Genomic DNA, 17,101 nt, shown 5'->3' with positions numbered 1-17,101 from the left:
CGGGGGAAGCGCTTTCCATGAGCCGAACTCCCCACCTCCGTGCAGCCGTCGTCGGCACCGGCCACCGGGCACAGCTGTTCACCCGGGCCCTCGCCGCCCGCCCCGGCCACCACGTGGCCGCCCTGTGCGATCCCAGCCCGACCCGTATGGCCTTCCACAACCGGCTGCTGGCCGAGGCCGGTGAACCCGCCGCCGCTCAGTGGAAACCCGAACACTTCGCCGACCTGCTCGCGAAGGAAGGCATCGACGAGGTCGTCGTCACCACCGTCGACGCCGAACACGACCGCTACATCGTCCCGGCCCTCAAGGCGGGCTGCCGGGTGGTCACCGAGAAGCCGATGACCGTCGACGCGGACCGCTGCGCCCGCATCCTGGACACGGTCAGGTCCACCGGCAACTCCCTCACCGTCGCCTTCAACTACCGCTTCAACCCCGTGCACGAGAAGGTCCGCGCCCTGATCGCCGACGGAGCGATCGGCGAGATCCTCTCCGTCCACTTCGAATGGCTCCTCGACACCCGGCACGGCGCGGACTACTTCCGCCGCTGGCACCGCGAGAAGCACCTGAGCGGCGGCCTCATGGTCCACAAGTCGAGCCACCACTTCGACCTGGTCCACTGGTGGCTCGCCGACGAACCGCAGGACGTGTTCGGCTACGGGCGGCTCGGCTTCTACGGCCGTGAGGCCGGCGAACACCACGGCCTGCGCCGCGACTACACCCGGGCCCACGGGGCGGATCCGGCCGCCGACGACCCCTTCGCCCTCGATCTCGCCGCCGATGACACCCTGCGGGCCCTGTACCTGGACGCCGAGCGGGACGACGGATACGTCCGCGACCGCAACGTCTTCGACGGGCCCGTCACCATCGAGGACGACATGGCCCTCCTCGTCCGCCACGCCCGGGGCGCGACGATGACGTACCACCTCACCGCCTACTCCCCGTGGGAGGGCTACCGGGTCATGTTCAACGGCAGCGGGGGCCGTCTGGAACTCGAGGTGGAGGAGAGCCGCTGGCAGGCACCGCTGACCGGCGTCACCTCGGCGAGCGGCGCAGTGCACGGGGACACCGCGGCCGACCACGCGGGCGGCGCGCGTCTGACGCTGCGGCCCCTGTGGCAGCCCCCGGTCGACGTACCGCTCGTCACGGCCCACGAGGCGCACGGCGGGGGAGACCCCCGCATGCTCGACGCGCTCTTCGGGCCCGTGGACCCCGGTACGGGTCCGGTGAGGGAGGACGTAGGCGCCGCGACTCACCCGACGGCCACCGAACGGGACGGTGCCCTGGCGCTGGGGGTGGGGCTCGCCGCCAACCGGTGCTTCGAGACGGGGCGGCCCGTGCGGGTGCGGGAGCTGATCCCGGGAGTGTGGTGAGGCCCGAAGTCCCGGTATTTGCCGCGGGGCTGACGTCTCGTCAGTGCCAGGCGCGGTAGGGCTCGTCGAGCAGTTGGAAGACCGGCTCGCCGCGGACCGGGTCCTTGACCGTCGACATCCGTACCCGGTCACCGCTGTGGATCGCGGCGGGCGGACCCATGACCCGGCCCCGGACGACGAAGCCCTCGGTCAGCTCGATCAGCGACACATTGCGCGCGACGGGGGTGTTGCGGTGGACCACCGTGGCGTGGCGGACCGTGCCCACGCCCTCGCTGCGTTCCGTGCGCAGGTCGCCGCACTGGCAGACCGGACACAGCAGGCGGTGGTACATCGCCGTGCCGCACCAGGTGCAGCGCTGGAAGAGGATCGCGTCCGTGGCCGGGGCGGCGGGCTCGAGTACGCCCGTCCCAGAACCGGCTGTCTGACGAGCAATGTTTCCTGAGTGGTGGTACACGCTGGTCAACTCCCTGCGCTCGGCCGGAATCCCACGTGCTCGGGTAACCGTGCACGGACGTGCGCGGCTCCCTGTGCCACCGTGCACGGCATCAGCGTATGGCACTGAGTGTCAGACGTAAAGGTACTCGGTACCCTCATCTTCCGTTGGAGTGAAGAAGTCCAAGATCCGCTGCTCTCCACGCCGTGACCCGTCATGGTTCCTCTGAGGGCAATCAGGGGTGAAGGGAGCAGGATTGTGCATGTCAGGCGTATCGGAGCGGTCCTGAGCGCGGTCGCGCTCGCCGTGCTGGCCGTACCGGCGAACGCTCATGCGGCGGCGGTCGCGTGCGGCGGAGGGGTGTCGACCGGCCGGGTGGCCGTCAACGGTTGCATCAGCGCCGAACGCGGCAAGGAAGGCCGCATTTACACGCGGGAGATCACGGCGTACGTCAAGGCGCGCAACACGGGCCCGAGGGCGGTGAACGTCGCCTACGAGGCGTTCTTCCGTGTCGTCGACGGTGGTCACTGGGTGAAGCTGGGCAGTGGTCGCACCTATGTCCCCGCGGGAGGGACCGTCGAACCCACGGAGGTGGGAAGCTCGACCCGGGTGTGCGGGCCCGTGAAGGTCGAGATCCGGGTACACGCCCGCGCCGACGGGGGTGTCTGGAGCGGGTGGTCGACCGCCGGCACGGCGCAGTGCCAGACCTGAGCCGTCGCTGAGCGGACGGCACGGTTCCCCGTGCCGTCCGCCCGGTCCGGCTCAGTCCCGCTCGAGCGTGGACTCGATCTCCTGGACCACGCGCCACAGCGGGGCGCCGCGCCGGGAGACGATCACCACCACGTCCTCCGGCGGCTCGTCGGCGGACGGCGCGCCAGGTGCCCCGAACGCGGCCTGCACATAGCCGAGCGCGTGCTCCACCGTCTGCTCGGCGTCGCCGTGTCCGTCCGAGCGCAGCCAGGAGCGCAGGGCGTTGTTGTGCGCCGCGGCCACGGCGGCGGCGATCACATCGGCCCGGAGCGTGCCGTCGTGCAGCCCCTTCAGGCGCCCGCGCAGATACTCCGCGAAGGCGCGCTCGTAGCGCCACACCACGGACAGCTCGTAGGCGCGCAGGCCGGGCACCTGCTTGGTGAGGCGGTATCGCTGCACGGAGAAGGTCGGGTTCTCGGTGTACATCCGCAGGACCAGCCGCACCGCCTCGCAGACCCGCTCGAGCGGGTCGCACCCGGGGTCGCTCGCGGCCAGGAAGGCCGTCATGTCGGTCAGGCACCGCTCGTGGTCGGGGAAGACCACGTCCTCCTTGGACGGGAAGTACCGGAAGAACGAGCGGCGGCCGACTCCGGCGAGCGTGACGATGTCGTCGACGGTGGTCTGCTCGTAACCCCGTTCCAGGAACAGCTGGAAGGCGGCCGCGACCAGCGCGTCCCGCATGGCGGGTTTGGTGGAGCTCATGGTCGCGAACGTAGCACCTGAACCGATCGCATGGCACTGGGTGCACTCCTGTGAGGGAACTGAGTGCTGTCGGGTGCGTTGTCCGGGAGGAGTGCCGCCGCATACGATCGGCTCCCGCCGGCCGAGGAGCCCCGCATGCCCCGCCCCACCCTCCTGTACGTCACCGATCTGGCCTACCAGGCCCGCGGGCGCCGCTACTGCGACGGGGACATCTTCCTCACCTCGCGTCTCAGGGAGGACTTCGGTCTCGCCCTGTGCCATCCCCGGGATGCCGCCGCGCTGGCGGACGGCTTCGACGCCGTCGTCGTCCGCAACAGCGGGCCGGTCCTGGCGTACCAGGAGGCCGTACGACGCCTTCCGCGCGCGGGCGTTGCGAAACGGCACGCGCGTGTACAACCGTTCCTGTGGACTGAGTGGGAGTGAGTCCGTTCAGCCGCGCGCCCCGAACGGTCTTGGGCGGGCTGGTCCCCGGCGTACTCGACCCCGGGGCGGCGACACGCATCCTGTGCGCGGTCCGAGCCTGGAGGCCAGTTCCCTTACGACACCCGGTGTCCCAGGTCGCACGACCACGCCGGCCCAAACAGCGTCGTCGAGGGCGTCCAGGGACAAGTACGGATTGAGGTCCTCCAGGCCCTGGGCGTAGCGGAAGCCCGGGCGAACAGAGAACAAGCGCTGAACTCCCGGCCCCGTGGCGCCGTATCACTCCCTGGGGGACGGCCCAGACCCGTGTGCACGGGCGGAAGGAGACCAGGATGCCGACACCGTCCGACCGAGGGGCGCCGCCGGACGGGCAGCCCATCGAACCCATCCGGGTGCTGCGCCCGCGCCGCACCGACGCGCTCGCGGAACTGCTCAAGGACCTGCCGCCCAGAGGAGCCGTCGGCTACGAGTCCATCGCGCTGCCCGGCCCGCCGTCGGAAGCCGAGGACGCGACCCAGGAACTGCCGCCCGTCAGGGATCACGACCGCACCCGCCGCTCCCGTGACATCCCCCGCGGGCGGGTGCCCGGACTGCGCCGCACGGCGATCGCGGCGGCCGTGATCGTGGCCGCGGTGATCGGCTTCGGCTGCGCCCTTTTGCTGGCCGGCCGCGGGGAGAGCACCGCCGAGGCGGCCCCGCAGCCCACCGCGACCGCCTCCGCGACCCCCACACCCACCTCGACCGCCGGTGCCACCGACCCCGACGGGCCCGGCACCCTCCGCGAGGGAGACAATGGCCCCGAAGTCACCGACCTGCAGCAACGCCTGCTGCGTATCCCTGACGTCTACGACAACGGCTCCACCGACGGCACCTACGACACGACCCTGACCGCCGCCGTGGCCCGCTTCCAGCTCTGGTACGGCATCCGCGGCGACGAGGACGGGGTGTACGGCGACGACACCCGACGTGACCTCGAGTCGCGTACGGGCGGCGGCTGACCGAAGAGAATCGCGGGCATGGACGCTTTCATCGACCGGCTCGACCCCGACATGTGGGTCGTGACCGCCGCCGCGGACGGTGACCGTGCGGGCTGTCTGGTCGGATTCGCCTGCCAGTGCTCGATCGAGCTCGTGCGGTACGCCGTGTGGCTGTCGAAGGCCAACCGCACCTACCGGGTGGCCCGCGCCGCGAGCCGCCTCGCCGTCCATCTCCTCACCCGCGAACAGCGCGGCCTCGCCGAGCTGTTCGGCGGGGAGACCGGGGACCGGACGGACAAGTTCGGCCGGGTCCGCTGGCGGGAGGAGGCCGGCGGGGCCGTCGTACTGGAGGACGCGGCCGCCTGGTTCGTCGGCACGGTCGTCTCGCGCACCGACGGCGGTGACCATGTCGGGTTCGTGCTGGAGCCACAGGAGTGGGGTGCCCGCGAGGACACCGGCGGGGCACCGCTGCTGCGGCTCTCCGACGCCACCTCCATCTCGCCCGGCCACCCGGCGGACTGAGCCGGGGCCGAAGCACCGCGCGCGTCCCGGGTGTTCATTCCGTCCCGGACGGCACCCGGATGTCCACGACGCAGACGTCGTCGCGACGCTCGCCCTCCAGCACCGAGGTCAGCAGCGGGACCAGGGTGCCGGGCTCGTCCGCGTGGTGTGCCGCGACCGCCGCGGCGAGTCGGTCCAGGCCGTGATCGATGCCTTCCGAGGGGCGCTCGACCAGGCCGTCCGTGTAAAGGAGGACCCGGTCACCCGGCTCCAGGACGCAGCGCGCCTCCTCGAAGTTCGGATCGGAGCACGCTCCCAGCAGTATTCCGGGCGGGCGCTGGAGGTAGCGCACCTCTCCGTCGCGCACCAGCAGCGGCGGCGGATGGCCGGCCTGGGCCCACACCAGGCAGTGCTCAGCCGGGTCGTAGCGGGCCAGGATCATGGTCGCGGTGCCGTGCGAGTCGCGCGAGTGCAGCAGCAGGGTGTTGAGACGGGCGAGCGCTCCGGTCAGCGACGAGCCCGTGATGACCATGCCCTTGGCGGTGAAGCGCAGTTGGGCCATCGTGGCCACGGCGTCGATGCCGTGTCCGGCTACGTCACCGACGACGAACAGGGCGTCGCCGCCGGGCAGTTCGATGGCGCTGAACCAGTCGCCGCCGACGTGGATCCCCGACTGGGCGGGCAGATAGGCCACTTCGACCCGCAGACCGGCGAGGCGGACCGGCCGGGTCGGCAGCGGCAGCAGCGCGTGCTGGAGGCGGGCGGCCAGAGTCCGCTCGGCACGCAGCACGCCGTGCTGCGTGACGATGGCCTGCTCGCTCTCGACCAGGGCCAGCTCGGCGCTGCGCTGCGCGGTGAGGTCCTGGACGAAGCCGTGCACCTCGGCGGGCCTGTTGTCGGTGTCCGCCACCACCTCGGCGACCATCCGAAGATGGCGGACCTCGTCCCCGGTCCGGACCCGGAACGGGACGTCGAACTGCCGCCCCGTGCGCACGAGGTCGCGCACGGCCCGGGCCAGCACGGGGGCGTCCTCGGGTAGCGCGAGCTCCGGCAGGTCGGCGAGCCGGACCGGTCCGAGCGCCGGATCCCGTCTCAGGACCAGGAAGGCCTGGGAGGACCAGCTGCCCTCGTCGGTGACCAGGTTCCAGTTGGCCCAGCCCAGATTCCCCAGCCGCTGCACGTCCGCCAGCCGCTGTTCCTGCCGGTCGGAGGAGTCGTGCCGGACCCAGGTGACGACCAGGGAATCGCCGAGACGGGCCGAGTGCACCGCGTACGTGGACAGTGCGGCGGCGCCGTCCACGACCTCCTGGTAGGCGAACGGCTCACCCTCGAACCGCTCGCCGGTGGTCAGCGTGCGCAGGCAGCCGTGCCACACCGACTCCTCCGCCATGCTCGGGAAGCACTCCAGGATCCGTCGGCCGAGCAGTTGCCTGCCGGTGCGGCCCGCGACGTCGACCGCCTCCGCCGTCGCGGCGTCGATGCGGTAGTCCTCGACCGCTCCGGAGGGGCCGCGCAGCGGCGTGAGCAGCGTCGCCGAGCCCGGCAGCGCGTCGAAGACCGGCTGGGCGGCGGCGGCCGAGGCGGCGGCACTGTGCTCCGACCGGGGGCCGAAGGCTCGCAGCCAACCGGCACACAGCCGGGCGACCGCCCGCAGCAGCTGCCGGGCCTGCGGTGAGAACGGCCCGCTTCGCGCGCGCAGGATCCCGATGCAGACCTCGGCACCGTCGCCGGTCGGCACCGGCAGCCAGGCCCGGGACAGCCAGCGCTCGGGCGGATCCCCTATGAGCAGGTGCTGCTCCCGGTCCCTCGCGAAGTCCTCCAGCCAGCGGGGCTCCCGCGCCCGGAGCGCGTCGAGCGCGGCGATGCCGCTCAGCGGGGGAATCCGGGCCCATTGGGCGGCCAGGGTGGCTTCGACCCCGGCATGGCCGATCATTTCCAGCCCTCCGGCCGGCAGCGCCCGGAAGAGCAGGAGAGCGTCGGCGCCGACGTCCGCAGCGAGTTCCTCCAGGAGACAGCCGGCCAGGTCCTGGGGGGTGGCGACATGGGCGAGTGCCTTGCCGAGGCGGCCGAGCGCGGAGAAACCGTCATCCAGTTCGCACGTGTCCCGCCCGCTCGGGACGGCGGTGCCCGGCCGTACGGCCCGCGGACCGGCCGGTCCGGGAACCGCGGCCAGGGGTATGCCGGGAAAGCCGTGGCCGGGGCGGGGTTGCTGAGCGGCGCCGGACAGCGGGGGCACCAGGGCTGCGAGCGTGATCCAGCACTCCTCCAGCAGGGTGCGGTTGCCGGCCTTGGCCCGCTGGAGCATCTCCTCGCCGGCCGCGTCCGGAGTGCACCCGGTCAGCGCCATGAGAGCGCCCTTGGTCCGCTCCAGCACCGCCGAGGTGGCGACCTGGTCCCGCAACCGGTCCATTTCCGCACGTTGTCTGGCCACGACCTTGGCCAGCGCGGCAATGTCGGGCGCGGTACCGGCGTGTGAAGGGTCGGTGAACTCGCTCGTCACGCGTTGAGCATCGCACATGCGTCAGCTGCCGTTCGCGCTCTTGTGAACAGACATCCCACACACCGGTGAGCCCGCAGGTTGACGGAACCGGCCGCGCGCCCCGGTTCGCGGCGGGGTCAGTGGTCGGGCGGCGGGTACAGCCACCGTCGCAGCAGCCGGCTCAGAAGTGGCATCACCAGGTACGTGAGGAGCGGCAGCAGCATCACCGGGAACACCGCGGCCCGCAGCGGCAGGGGCCAGGCGGCCGTGCGGGGTGTCACCAGCCACTGGATGAGCAGCGTGCAGGGGAAGGCGCCGAGGAACGTGGTCAGCACCATCTTCCAGCGGACCGGGGGCCGCACCGTGGTGCCGGGCAGGCTGAACCAGGTCTCGAGCCCGGTGGTCGACTGCCGTTCGCTGCCGAGTTCGACGGCGATGTCGTCGATCCGCGCGTGCCAGGCCGCCCGCTCGTCCGACTCCAGCCAGGCGGTGAGCCGGTGCGCGTCGGACCAGCGCAGCAAGGCGTGGAAGCGGTGACCGTCCTCGGGACGCAGCCAGGAGACGCCCTCATTGCCCGGGAACCGTCTGGCGCAGCGGGTGATCCCGCGCGTCCAGCGCTCGAACTCCTGCTCCCGGCCGGGGCGCACCTCCCAGGTGAGGACCGTGGTGACCGGATCCCCGCGCCGTACTTCGGTGGTGCTCATGGTCACCACGGGTCCCACGTACGGCGTGGGTCATGCCCTCGGGGAGAGTCAGCGCCCGTGGTGGTGGTCGACCAGGGCCTGGGTGACCGCGCGGATGCTGCGGGCGATGTGCTGGAGCTGCAGGACCTCGGCGGCGTACAGCTTGATCGTGTGCTCGATGACCGACTCCGGCAGCCCGAGCGACGGCAGGTCCGCCCGGGCGGTCTGCAGCGCGGTGCGGGCGACCCGGATCTCGTGCTGGACCTGGATCTGCGCGTGCCGGGCGAGGAGGACGGTGTGCCGCATCAGGGCCGGGTAGCTCGCGTACCGCGCCGGCACCAGTTCGCGCAGCCACTTGGCCGCGGAGCGCTCCCAGTCGTAGCTGCCGGGCGTCTTGACCTGGCACGGCCAGTCCGGGCCGGTCAGGGTGGTGGTCCGCGTGGTCGTCAGGGGCATGGTGATCGCTTCCGGGTGCGGCGTCGTGCGGGTGGTCCGAGGGGTTGTGCGGCCCCGGTCTAGGGGATGACCGGGGCCGCCAAGGGCTCGCGTGCAGGCGAGGCCCAATCGAACATCCCGGGCGCCGACGCGGGTAGGTGACGACGGCTCGGGATGTCCGTACAGGAGCCCTCTCGGGCGGTGTGGGGGGGTGGGGACGGGGACAGGGGTGCGGACGGGTCCCGGAGTGGTCCCGGGGGTGATCCGTGAGAAGTATTTATATATGCCGTCCTCTTGGCAAGGAGTATGAAAACATTCATGCGCGATTTATTGCGGATGGTCCCCTTGTGAAGCCTTATGACCGGGGGTGGAGGCGTCAGTCCCTGAGGAAGAACTGGTGCTGGTCGGAGATCTGTTCGTACTCCTCGAGCCGTGCCTGGGTGCGCTCGGGATCGGCGTCGGTCATGGCCTGGAGCAGGGCGGCGGCGATCGCGCCGGGTGCCGCGTAGGAGTCGAAGACCAGCCGGGAGCCGGTGCCGGTACTGAAGACGACGTCCGCCTCGTCGGCCACGTGCCCGAGCGCCAGATCCGTGACGAGGGCGACCTTCAGTCCGGCGCTGCGGGCGACCCGCAGCGCGGTGAGGGTCTCCTGGGCGTGCCGCGGCATCGAGAACGCGAGCACCCAGGTGCCACCCGCCTCACGAGACTGCAGGAGAGCGTCGTAGGCGACGCTGCCGCCGCGGGTGACCACGCGTACGTCGGGATGGATACGGCGGGCCGCGTAGGAGAAGTACTCGGCCAGGGACGCCGAGATGCGCAGACCCAGGATGGTCAGCGGCGTCGACTCGGAGAGCTTGCGGCCGAGCTCGATCATCTGGTCGGGGTCGGCGAAGTCGCGCCGCAGATTCTCCAGGTTCTCGATCTCGGCGTCGACCGCGGCCTGCAGTTCGTTGCCGCGGGACTCGTCATCGGCGACCGGGCCGCCGGCGAGCGTGCCGAGCGCGATGGACTGGAGCTTCTCGCGCAGGGCGGGATAGCCGCTGAAGCCCACGGCCGCGGCGAACCGCGTCACCGAGGGCTGGCTCACGCCGACGCGCTCGGCGAGATCGGTGATGGACAGGAACGCCGCTTCGGTGATGTGCTCGATCAGGTACTGCGCGATGCGCCGCTGCCCGGGGGAGAGCCGGGGCCGGTCGAAGAGGGTCCTGAGCTGGGAGGCCGGGGCGGCCTCCGCTTCCGGTGCGGTTTTGCCCGAGGTGATCGCGGATGCCTGTGCGCGTGCCTGCTGCGGCGATGACACCGAGGCGCCTCCTTTGTCTGCCACGGGGAGTCAACATAGCCCACAGCCCTCGGTGACCAGCGCTTGTGCGAAAGGATCCGGCGACCGCCGATCGGGACGGATACGCCGCCCGCGAGCGGGAACCCGCCGCGGGGCAAGACCTTCGACGACACCAGAGGAGCAGCCCCGCATGACGGTCTCCGAGGAGAACCGGCGCAAGACCGACACCACCGGCGAGCTTCTGGCCAACTCCCCCGAGGAGGGCGGGACCACCGCCCCCGGCGGAAGCGGCCGCACCCTGCGCGAGGCGTTCGAGGAGGCGCGGGTGGAGCCCGACGACTTCGCCCAGGAATGACGCCGCACGCGAAACCGGATCTTTCGGCAGGAGGGACGCAATGGGTGCGCTGAGCACGCTGGAACAGGCCATGGAGCACGGATGGGAGGCACTGTGGGCGCGGGTCCTCGGCCGGGAGCCCGTCGAACTCCTCGAGGCGCTGCGGCGCGAGTGCGACAGCCACGTGGTCGTGTGCAGTGAGAGCCGCGTGGTGGTCCCGAACGCGTACGACGTGGAGCTCGCGGACTTCGCCTACGACGAACTGGTGCGCCGGGGCAGCAATGTGGGCCAGGCGCTGACGGACAGCCTCGCCCGGCACGGCGAGCGGCAGGGCTATGAATGGGCGGGCCCGCTCACCGTGCACATCTCCAGGTCCGACCACGTGCCCAACGGCCGTTACCGCGTGACGAGCGGGGCGATGCCCCATGTGAGCGCCGAGGGGTTCCAGCAGGCGATCCGCTGAGCGGACGGGTCCCACCCCTGGTGCGGTGATCATCGGCGATAGATCGTGATCGAGTGACCGACCTCGTCGACCGGACGACTGCTGTCGATCAGTTCGGCCAGCCGGCCCTTCGCCTTGGCGACCGAGGAGTCCGACACGACCAGCAGTCCGCGCACGTCCTCCACCGGCACCTCGCGCGGATCGGACGCCTCGATGCCGTAGGCGGACGGCAGCCCGCTGCCCTTGTAGACGAGCCAGATCCGTTCGTCCGGATAGCGCTCGCGCAGCCGGTCGGCGAGCCGGCCGAGGTCCTGACCCCAGTCGACGTTGGAGTCGTGCAGCCGCAGATGGGTGCGGGCCGGTCCGCCGAACGCCTCGTTGGAGTACGGCAGATAGAAGGGGAAAGTCAGCAGCGAGCTGACCGCGACGAACAGCACCAGCGCCCCGGTCACGACCGTCGCCGGCCGTCGGCGCACAGCCACCACACACCCGGCGGCCACCGTCAGGAACATGGGCAGGAAGAGCGCGTACCGGGTGCCGAAGTCGCGTGATCCCGTCATGGCCGAGGCGAGCAGCACCCCGGCGGGCACGAGCAGATACGGCGCGGCGGGCCGCAGCCGCCGTACCGCGAGCAGCACCACGGAACCGGCCGCCCACAGGGCGAGAAGGCCCAGCGGGGTCTTCACCAGGAGTGCCGCCGGCAGGTAGTACCAGAGGTGTCCGGTGTACATCCGCCCGAACAGGAAGCCTTCCCACGGGTGGTTCTCGAAACGGAACTGGAGGCGCATCCCGTCCGCGTAGGCCTGCGGGAACGGCAGCAGATCGACGAGGGTCCCGCGCAGCCCGTGCACCACCGGCACCTGGTCCTGGGACGTCCACCGCAGCCGCGGATCGACCACCAGATACGAGGCCCATACGACGGCGACGGCGGCCAGAGCCACCACCGCGGCACCCACGAGGACGCGCAGCAGCCGGCGCCGCGTCTCGTCACCGCGACACGCGCTCCACACCGAGAGGGCGGCCAGTGCCAGCAGGACCGGCACCGCCGGCAGCGCGCTCATCTTCGTCGCCAGGGCCGCGCCGAGCGCCAGACCGGCGAGCGGCACGTACCGCCGTGGCCGAAGGCGGGCCCGCCACAGCAGCCACACCGAGGTGAGCAGGAACCCTGCCATGGGCACGTCGAGTGTGGCCAGGGATCCGTGGGCGACGACGTCGGGGGAGAAGGCGTACAGGGCGAGCGCCGTGAGGCCCGCCGCCCTTCCGGCGAGTTCCCGGGCGAAGGCGAACACGATCAGCCCGAACAGCAGCGTCAGCACGATCACCGGGAGCCTGGCCCAGAACATCAGCCGCCAGGGGTCGTTGCCCGACTCGTACAGCAGGTGCGGGCCCAGGTCGATCTGGGGCCCGTCGAACGCCGTGTCCACGTGCGGGTCGGCGATCGCCACCCCGACGGCGACGACGAGCTTTCCGAGCGGCGGGTGCTCGGGGTTGTAGCGGATGCCCTGACCGTGGAGGTACTCGGCGGCCGTGGCCACGTAGACGGGTTCGTCGATCGTCGGGGTCTGCTGCACGGCGGTGGTCACCATGACGGCGGCCATCTGGGCGAGCAGCACGACGACGAGGAGCGGCACCAGCCACCGCCGGGCCGGTCGCGGCCGCCGCACCGCGTCGTCGCGGGCCCCGGACCCCGAGGTCGTGTCCAGGACCGTCTGCTGCTCGCTCGCCATCATCCGCCCCGCGGTGCGACCGGCCGGGCGGTGGCGGGAGCGATCCGGAGGCACCTCATGAGGGTCACTCTCGCATCAGCTCCCGCCTGCGCGGGCGTCACCGCTTCAGGAGTCGTACCGACAGACCTTCCGCCGTATAGACGGGTACGGCCCGCAGGGTGTCGGAGTTCAGTTCGACGCGGTCGAACTGGCCGCGCAGTCCCTGGCAGCCCAGGACACGGACCGTGCGCCCGGCCGCCGGCGGCTTGTCCGCGTCCAGCTTCAGCGACAGGACGCTGCCCGCGCCGAGCACCGCGCGCCGCGTCACCTCCAGGACCGGCTCCTGGCCCGACCGCAGAGTCAGCTCCAGCGCACCGCCCTCCTGGCTGTACGTCCCGTGGACCTGCAGCGACTTGCCGCCCAGCGTCAGCTTCCCGCCCTGCACCCGTACGTCGCCGTGGCCGAGCGCGTGCACCGAAGCGGCGATCAGCGCACCCTCCTTGAGCACGGTTCCGCCGGTGTACCGGTTGTGGCCCGTCAGCGTGAGCGTGCCGCTGCCCCGCTTGGTCAGACCGCCGCAGCCGTCTATGTCGTTGCGCCAGGCGTCCGCCCCGTGGAAGCCGCCCGAGGCCGCGTCCAGCGTGACGGTCACGTCGGAGTCGAAGGAGCCGTACCCGTCCGCCGCGGCGAACAGGTTGAGCCGGCCCCACTGCTCGAACCCGTCCAGCAGGACATAGCCCGAGGGCAGCCCGGTGGTCCGCAGCACCTCACGGCGCTGGGCCGCGTCCAGGTAGGGCAGCCGCGTCTCCAGCAGCACCTCAGCGCCCTTGGGCACGGTGAACGGCGTGTTGCCGCCGTCCCGGTTCAGCACGTAGGTCAGCCGGGGCTTGACCGACCGGGCGTTGGCGTCCCGGTCCGCGTACGCGTCGGCGGCGTCCGAGTGGGCGTAGGAGAACAGGGTGTCGGCCGTGGTGCCGGTCTGCTCGGTGAAGTACTTCAGCGCCTGCGCCCGCGCCGCGGCCTTGAGGTCGGCGTTCGCGGCGTCGGCCAGGGTGGCGGCCGCCAGCGCGGTGGCCATGATGCGACCGCCCATGACGTCGACCGTCGAGTGCATGCCGGACATGATCCGGGTGTGGCTCAGCTCGAAGGCGCGGGTGACCAGTTCCTGGAAGCGCTCCGGCACCGCGTACGCGAAGGCCAGGCCCGCCAGGTGGAAGGCGTTGGTGTGGCCGCTGGGGAAGCCGCCGTCGTCCACCGGCGAGGTGCTGCGCTGGCGCAGCAGCTGCGTGGCGACGACCACCTCGGAGTCGTAGACCGGGAAGCCGAGCGCGTCCTTCACGCCTGTGTCGACGACCTCGCTGTCCTCGTTCATGCGCCACGGGCGCGGGTACTGGAAGGCGTACTTGCCGGGGTTGCCCGAGGCGTACGGCCCGCGCACGGTGTCGACCAGCTTGGCCACCTGGCCGAGCGAGGAGTCGTAGGAGCCCGCGCCGATCGCCGAACCCGCGGGGGCGTCGGCCGGCACGGCGTCGCTGATCGTGGTCGGCGGGGTGGTGTCGGGTGCGCTGGTGATCGAGGTGACCGCCTTGGCGCCGGACCGGTAGAGGCCGGCGAGCGGGCCGAGGCCGCCGATCATGGCGTAGCTCTGGTGCTGGCGGTCGTAGAGGAAGGCCTCCTTCGCCTGCGCCTCGGTGCGCGCCTGGGTGATGCGGGCGCAGTAGCGCATGTTGGCGCGCAGCACCTCGGGCCGCAGCGGGGTGCCGGTGTTCCAGGCGTCGCCGGTCTTCCATATGCGGGCGAAGCCCCCGAGGACCCGCACCACCGCGTTGGTCTCGGGCGTCAGGTTCGCCATGACGTTGGACTTGTAGTCGTCCACGAAGGCGGCGGTGGCGGTGGCGGCCTTGGCGTCCGCGGCGCCCAGCCAGGAGGCGAACGTGGGCGCGGCCAGGATGCCGGCCGAGGCGCCGAGAGACGTCTTGAGGAATCCCCTCCGCTTCACGGCGCGTTCGGTGAGCGATGAGGGGGAGTGCTGCCCGGCGGGTGACGGCATGGGTCTGCCTCTCTGGAGTTCTGCGGCCGTACGGCCGGGGAGGTGGTGCGGATGCGACTCATGATGCGTCCGGCGGCGTGTGTGCCGAATGCGCTTTCTGAAGTCGTACGAGCGAAGATCTACGGGCGAGTCATGTCGGACCGGAGGAGACTCGGCGTCGGTCGGATGTCACAGAAGTGAACGGGCCATCGCCACCGCGCCGTCCACCGGCGGCGCCCGTAGGGGACGCGGCCGTGCCGACGGCACGTCGTCGGCCAGCGCCGACACGAAGGCGTCGTACAGCGACGGCTGGGCGAGGACGGTACTGCCCGCGACCACGACATCGTCGACCACCACCCCGCGGGCGGCGAGCCGTTCGACGAGCCCGGCCAGGGCGCGGCCCGCCTCGGCGATCACGGTGCGGGCGAGCGGGGATCCGGCCTCGGCGGCGGCGAAGACGGCCGGGGCGTGCCGGCCCCAGTCGGCGGAGGCGGCCGTGGCGTGCTCCAACGCGGCGCCGAGCGCGGGTACTTCGGGGACGTCGAACCCGGACAGCAGGCCGAGCGCCAGCGGGTCGGGCTCCTCCCCGCGGTCGTGCGCCGCCCATACGGCGCGTACGGCCTCGCGGACGAGGCCGGCGGCTCCGCCCTCGTCGCCCAGGAGCGCGCCCCAGCCGCCGACCTGGACCGGTGCGCCGTCGGCGAACCGGCCCACGGCCACGGACCCGGTGCCGGCCACCAGGCCCACACCCTTGTCCAGTCCCGCCGCGGGAACGAGCAGTTCGGCGTCGCCCACGACCAGCGCGGGCGCGTCGAAGTGCAGTTGCAGAGCGGTGCGGATCTGTGCGCACTGGCGCGGGGTCTCGCAGGCGTGCCCGCCGACGGCGAGGGCGGACGGGCGCGCGCCCGCGGGAAGCGCGTCCGCGGCCAGTGCGGCCAGCCACCCGGCGGCGCCCACCGGGTCGTGGGGCCGCCAGCCGCTGCTGGACCGGACGTGATCGGCGACAAGGGTGTCGCCCGCGAACGCGCGGAGCTGTGTCTTGGTGCCGCCCACGTCGATGCCGACAACCAGGGGTGCGGTGTCCTGCACGGAACCTCTTTCGTCGTTGCGCTGTGTGCTGCGACGGTGGGCGAACCGTGCCGGAGGGCAAGGCAGTTGGAGGGCTTTGGAGAGCTAGGGAAGCCCCGGGACGGGCCTCTGACGGACCACGGCAGGCGAGTACCGTGACGTTCGTTAGGAAGTTAACTAACGAAGTACAGTGCGTGTCAATAGGCGTCACGCACCCGACTTCCGGGGCCCCTGGTCCCGGGCGGGAACGCAAGACGCCGGAGCAACCCATCGCCTCCTCCCGCCGAGCCGCTCGGCTCGGGAGAGTGGCCTGTGACCTGGGGGAAGTGTGGAACACGACGTGGCTGGAGCCCCCCGTCTGACCGAAAGCGCCAGCGCCGTATTCGCAGTGCTGGCCCAGGCCGGCACCGCGACCCGGCCCCAGCTGGCGAGCCTCGCGCGGCTGTCCAAGCCGACGGTCTCCTCCGCCGTCGCCGAACTGGAGGGGGTCCACCTCGCCGCCCACTCCGGCACCTCCTCCGGCGGTACCGGCCGCAGCGCCGCCGTGTACCGCCTCGGCCCGGCCGCGGGTGCCGTGCTCGCCGTCGACCTGGGCCCCGCCGTCACCCGGGTCCGGGCCTGCGCCCTGGACGGCACCCTCCTCGCCGAGGCCACCGGCCCCCGGGAGGAGGCCGCCGACGTGGTCCGCGACGCCCTGTCCGCGCTGCCCGTCGACGCTCCGCTGCGCGCCATCGTCGTGGCCGTCGGTGACGTCACCGCACGGGCCGAGGAGGGCACCGTGCGCCCGGCGACCGCCAAGGCCGGCCCCGTCTTCGACGCGGTGGCCGTCGCGCTGCCGCCAGGAGTGCCCGTCCACCTCGAGAACAACGTCAACTGCGCCGCGCTCGCGGAACTGCACGAGGGCGCGGCCCGTGGCCGTCACACCTTCGGCTACCTGCGGATCGGTGTCGGTATCGGTCTGGGCATCGTCGTGGGAGGGCACGTGCTGGCCGGGGCAAACGGGGCGGCCGGAGAGGTCGCCCGGCTGCCCTACCCCTGGGACGACGGCCTGGAGCCCCGCCACGAGGCCCTGGAGGACTACATCGGGTCCCGGTCCCTGCTCCGCCGGGCCGCCGAGGCCTGGCCCGCATCCGACGGCGCATGCCCCCGCACCGCCGAGCGGCTCTTCGCCCTGGCCGGACAGGGCAGTGCCGCGGCCCGCGCGGTCGTCGACAGACACGCCGTGGACGTGGGCCGGCTGGCCGCCGCCGTGACCGCCGTACTGGACCCGGGACTGCTCGTGCTGGGCGGCAGCACCGGCGCGTATCCGCAGCTCCTGCCCGGTGTGCGGGCCGAGCTGGAGCGGCTCAGCTGGCCCACCGAGGTGGTCAGCAGCCAGGTCGGTGATCTCGGCACGGTCGTGGGCGCCGCCCGGCTCGCGGTCGTCCGAGGAGTCCAAACCGTGACCCAGGCGGCGCGGACGAAGGATTGACGGTTTCGGACTCGGTCTGCCA

The 17,101-nt window shown here is 72.1% G+C and carries 16 protein-coding genes and 1 pseudogene; 8 read left to right on the top strand and 9 right to left on the bottom strand.

The features are described 5' to 3' along the window. Window positions 1–17: 17 nt before the first annotated feature. Window positions 18–1,370, top strand: a complete 1,353-nt coding sequence (locus tag AQJ46_RS03840; protein WP_059204187.1) for a Gfo/Idh/MocA family protein — start codon at window positions 18–20, stop codon at window positions 1,368–1,370. Window positions 1,371–1,410: 40 nt separating this feature from the next. Here the strand turns inward: AQJ46_RS03840 and AQJ46_RS03835 are convergent, their stop codons facing one another. Next, window positions 1,411–1,824, bottom strand: a complete 414-nt coding sequence (locus AQJ46_RS03835) for a Zn-ribbon domain-containing OB-fold protein (protein WP_057613031.1) — start codon at window positions 1,822–1,824, stop codon at window positions 1,411–1,413. Between the two features lie 237 nt (window positions 1,825–2,061). On the opposite strand from AQJ46_RS03835, the gene AQJ46_RS03830 reads away from it, so the two are divergent. Then, on the top strand, window positions 2,062–2,514 hold the full coding sequence (locus AQJ46_RS03830) for a hypothetical protein (protein WP_225887231.1): 453 nt from the start codon (window positions 2,062–2,064) through the stop codon (window positions 2,512–2,514). A gap of 51 nt (window positions 2,515–2,565) precedes the next feature. Here AQJ46_RS03830 and AQJ46_RS03825 read toward each other — a convergent pair whose 3' ends face one another. Beyond that, on the bottom strand, window positions 2,566–3,255 hold the full coding sequence (locus AQJ46_RS03825) for a TetR family transcriptional regulator (RefSeq protein ID WP_225887230.1): 690 nt from the start codon (window positions 3,253–3,255) through the stop codon (window positions 2,566–2,568). A gap of 135 nt (window positions 3,256–3,390) precedes the next feature. On the opposite strand from AQJ46_RS03825, the pseudogene AQJ46_RS03820 reads away from it, so the two are divergent. The 3 genes and pseudogenes from AQJ46_RS03820 to AQJ46_RS03810 all read left to right on the top strand — a co-directional run. Continuing rightward, window positions 3,391–3,664 (top strand): annotated as a pseudogene (locus AQJ46_RS03820) (hypothetical protein); the annotation flags it as partial. Window positions 3,665–4,007: 343 nt separating this feature from the next. Beyond that, window positions 4,008–4,673: a peptidoglycan-binding domain-containing protein gene (locus AQJ46_RS03815; RefSeq protein ID WP_059204183.1), complete on the top strand. Its 666-nt coding sequence runs from the start codon at window positions 4,008–4,010 to the stop codon at window positions 4,671–4,673. Between the two features lie 18 nt (window positions 4,674–4,691). Further along, entirely contained in the window at window positions 4,692–5,174 is a 483-nt protein-coding gene (locus tag AQJ46_RS03810) for a flavin reductase family protein (protein WP_059204182.1), read from the top strand. Window positions 5,175–5,208: 34 nt separating this feature from the next. On the opposite strand, the gene AQJ46_RS03805 is transcribed toward AQJ46_RS03810, so the two are convergent. The 4 genes from AQJ46_RS03805 to AQJ46_RS03790 all read right to left on the bottom strand — a co-directional run bounded on the left by AQJ46_RS03805 (window position 5,209) and on the right by AQJ46_RS03790 (window position 10,050). Then, entirely contained in the window at window positions 5,209–7,563 is a 2,355-nt protein-coding gene (locus tag AQJ46_RS03805) for a SpoIIE family protein phosphatase (RefSeq protein ID WP_225887247.1), read from the bottom strand. Between the two features lie 206 nt (window positions 7,564–7,769). Then, window positions 7,770–8,336: an antibiotic biosynthesis monooxygenase gene (locus AQJ46_RS03800; RefSeq protein WP_059204420.1), complete on the bottom strand. Its 567-nt coding sequence runs from the start codon at window positions 8,334–8,336 to the stop codon at window positions 7,770–7,772. A gap of 48 nt (window positions 8,337–8,384) precedes the next feature. Next, window positions 8,385–8,771, bottom strand: a complete 387-nt coding sequence (locus tag AQJ46_RS03795) for a hypothetical protein (RefSeq protein ID WP_057613037.1) — start codon at window positions 8,769–8,771, stop codon at window positions 8,385–8,387. A 355-nt stretch (window positions 8,772–9,126) separates the two neighbouring features. Further along, window positions 9,127–10,050: a MurR/RpiR family transcriptional regulator gene (locus AQJ46_RS03790; RefSeq protein ID WP_059204180.1), complete on the bottom strand. Its 924-nt coding sequence runs from the start codon at window positions 10,048–10,050 to the stop codon at window positions 9,127–9,129. 169 nt (window positions 10,051–10,219) lie between these two features. Between AQJ46_RS03790 and AQJ46_RS56095 the strand changes: the two genes are divergently transcribed. Both AQJ46_RS56095 and AQJ46_RS03785 read left to right on the top strand, forming a co-directional pair. Then, on the top strand, window positions 10,220–10,384 hold the full coding sequence (locus AQJ46_RS56095; protein ID WP_167368192.1) for a hypothetical protein: 165 nt from the start codon (window positions 10,220–10,222) through the stop codon (window positions 10,382–10,384). Window positions 10,385–10,424: 40 nt separating this feature from the next. Then, a complete protein-coding gene (locus AQJ46_RS03785; protein WP_059204179.1) occupies window positions 10,425–10,826 on the top strand; it encodes a DUF3662 domain-containing protein in 402 nt (133 codons plus the stop codon). A 29-nt stretch (window positions 10,827–10,855) separates the two neighbouring features. Here AQJ46_RS03785 and AQJ46_RS03780 read toward each other — a convergent pair whose 3' ends face one another. The 3 genes from AQJ46_RS03780 to AQJ46_RS03770 form a co-directional block, all read right to left on the bottom strand. Next, entirely contained in the window at window positions 10,856–12,586 is a 1,731-nt protein-coding gene (locus AQJ46_RS03780) for a phospholipid carrier-dependent glycosyltransferase (RefSeq protein ID WP_059204178.1), read from the bottom strand. Window positions 12,587–12,629: 43 nt separating this feature from the next. Further along, a complete protein-coding gene (locus tag AQJ46_RS03775; protein ID WP_059204177.1) occupies window positions 12,630–14,561 on the bottom strand; it encodes a phosphatase PAP2 family protein in 1,932 nt (643 codons plus the stop codon). A 168-nt stretch (window positions 14,562–14,729) separates the two neighbouring features. Then, window positions 14,730–15,629 (bottom strand): N-acetylglucosamine kinase, encoded by a 900-nt coding sequence (locus AQJ46_RS03770; RefSeq protein ID WP_059204176.1) that lies wholly within the window; start codon window positions 15,627–15,629, stop codon window positions 14,730–14,732. 319 nt (window positions 15,630–15,948) lie between these two features. On the opposite strand from AQJ46_RS03770, the gene AQJ46_RS03765 reads away from it, so the two are divergent. Beyond that, window positions 15,949–17,079 (top strand): ROK family protein, encoded by a 1,131-nt coding sequence (locus AQJ46_RS03765; RefSeq protein WP_225887229.1) that lies wholly within the window; start codon window positions 15,949–15,951, stop codon window positions 17,077–17,079. Window positions 17,080–17,101 lie beyond the last annotated feature (22 nt).

Source organism: Streptomyces canus (genome assembly GCF_001514145.1).
Lineage (GTDB): Bacteria > Actinomycetota > Actinomycetes > Streptomycetales > Streptomycetaceae > Streptomyces > Streptomyces canus.
This window is presented reverse-complemented; position numbering and strand designations above follow the sequence as displayed.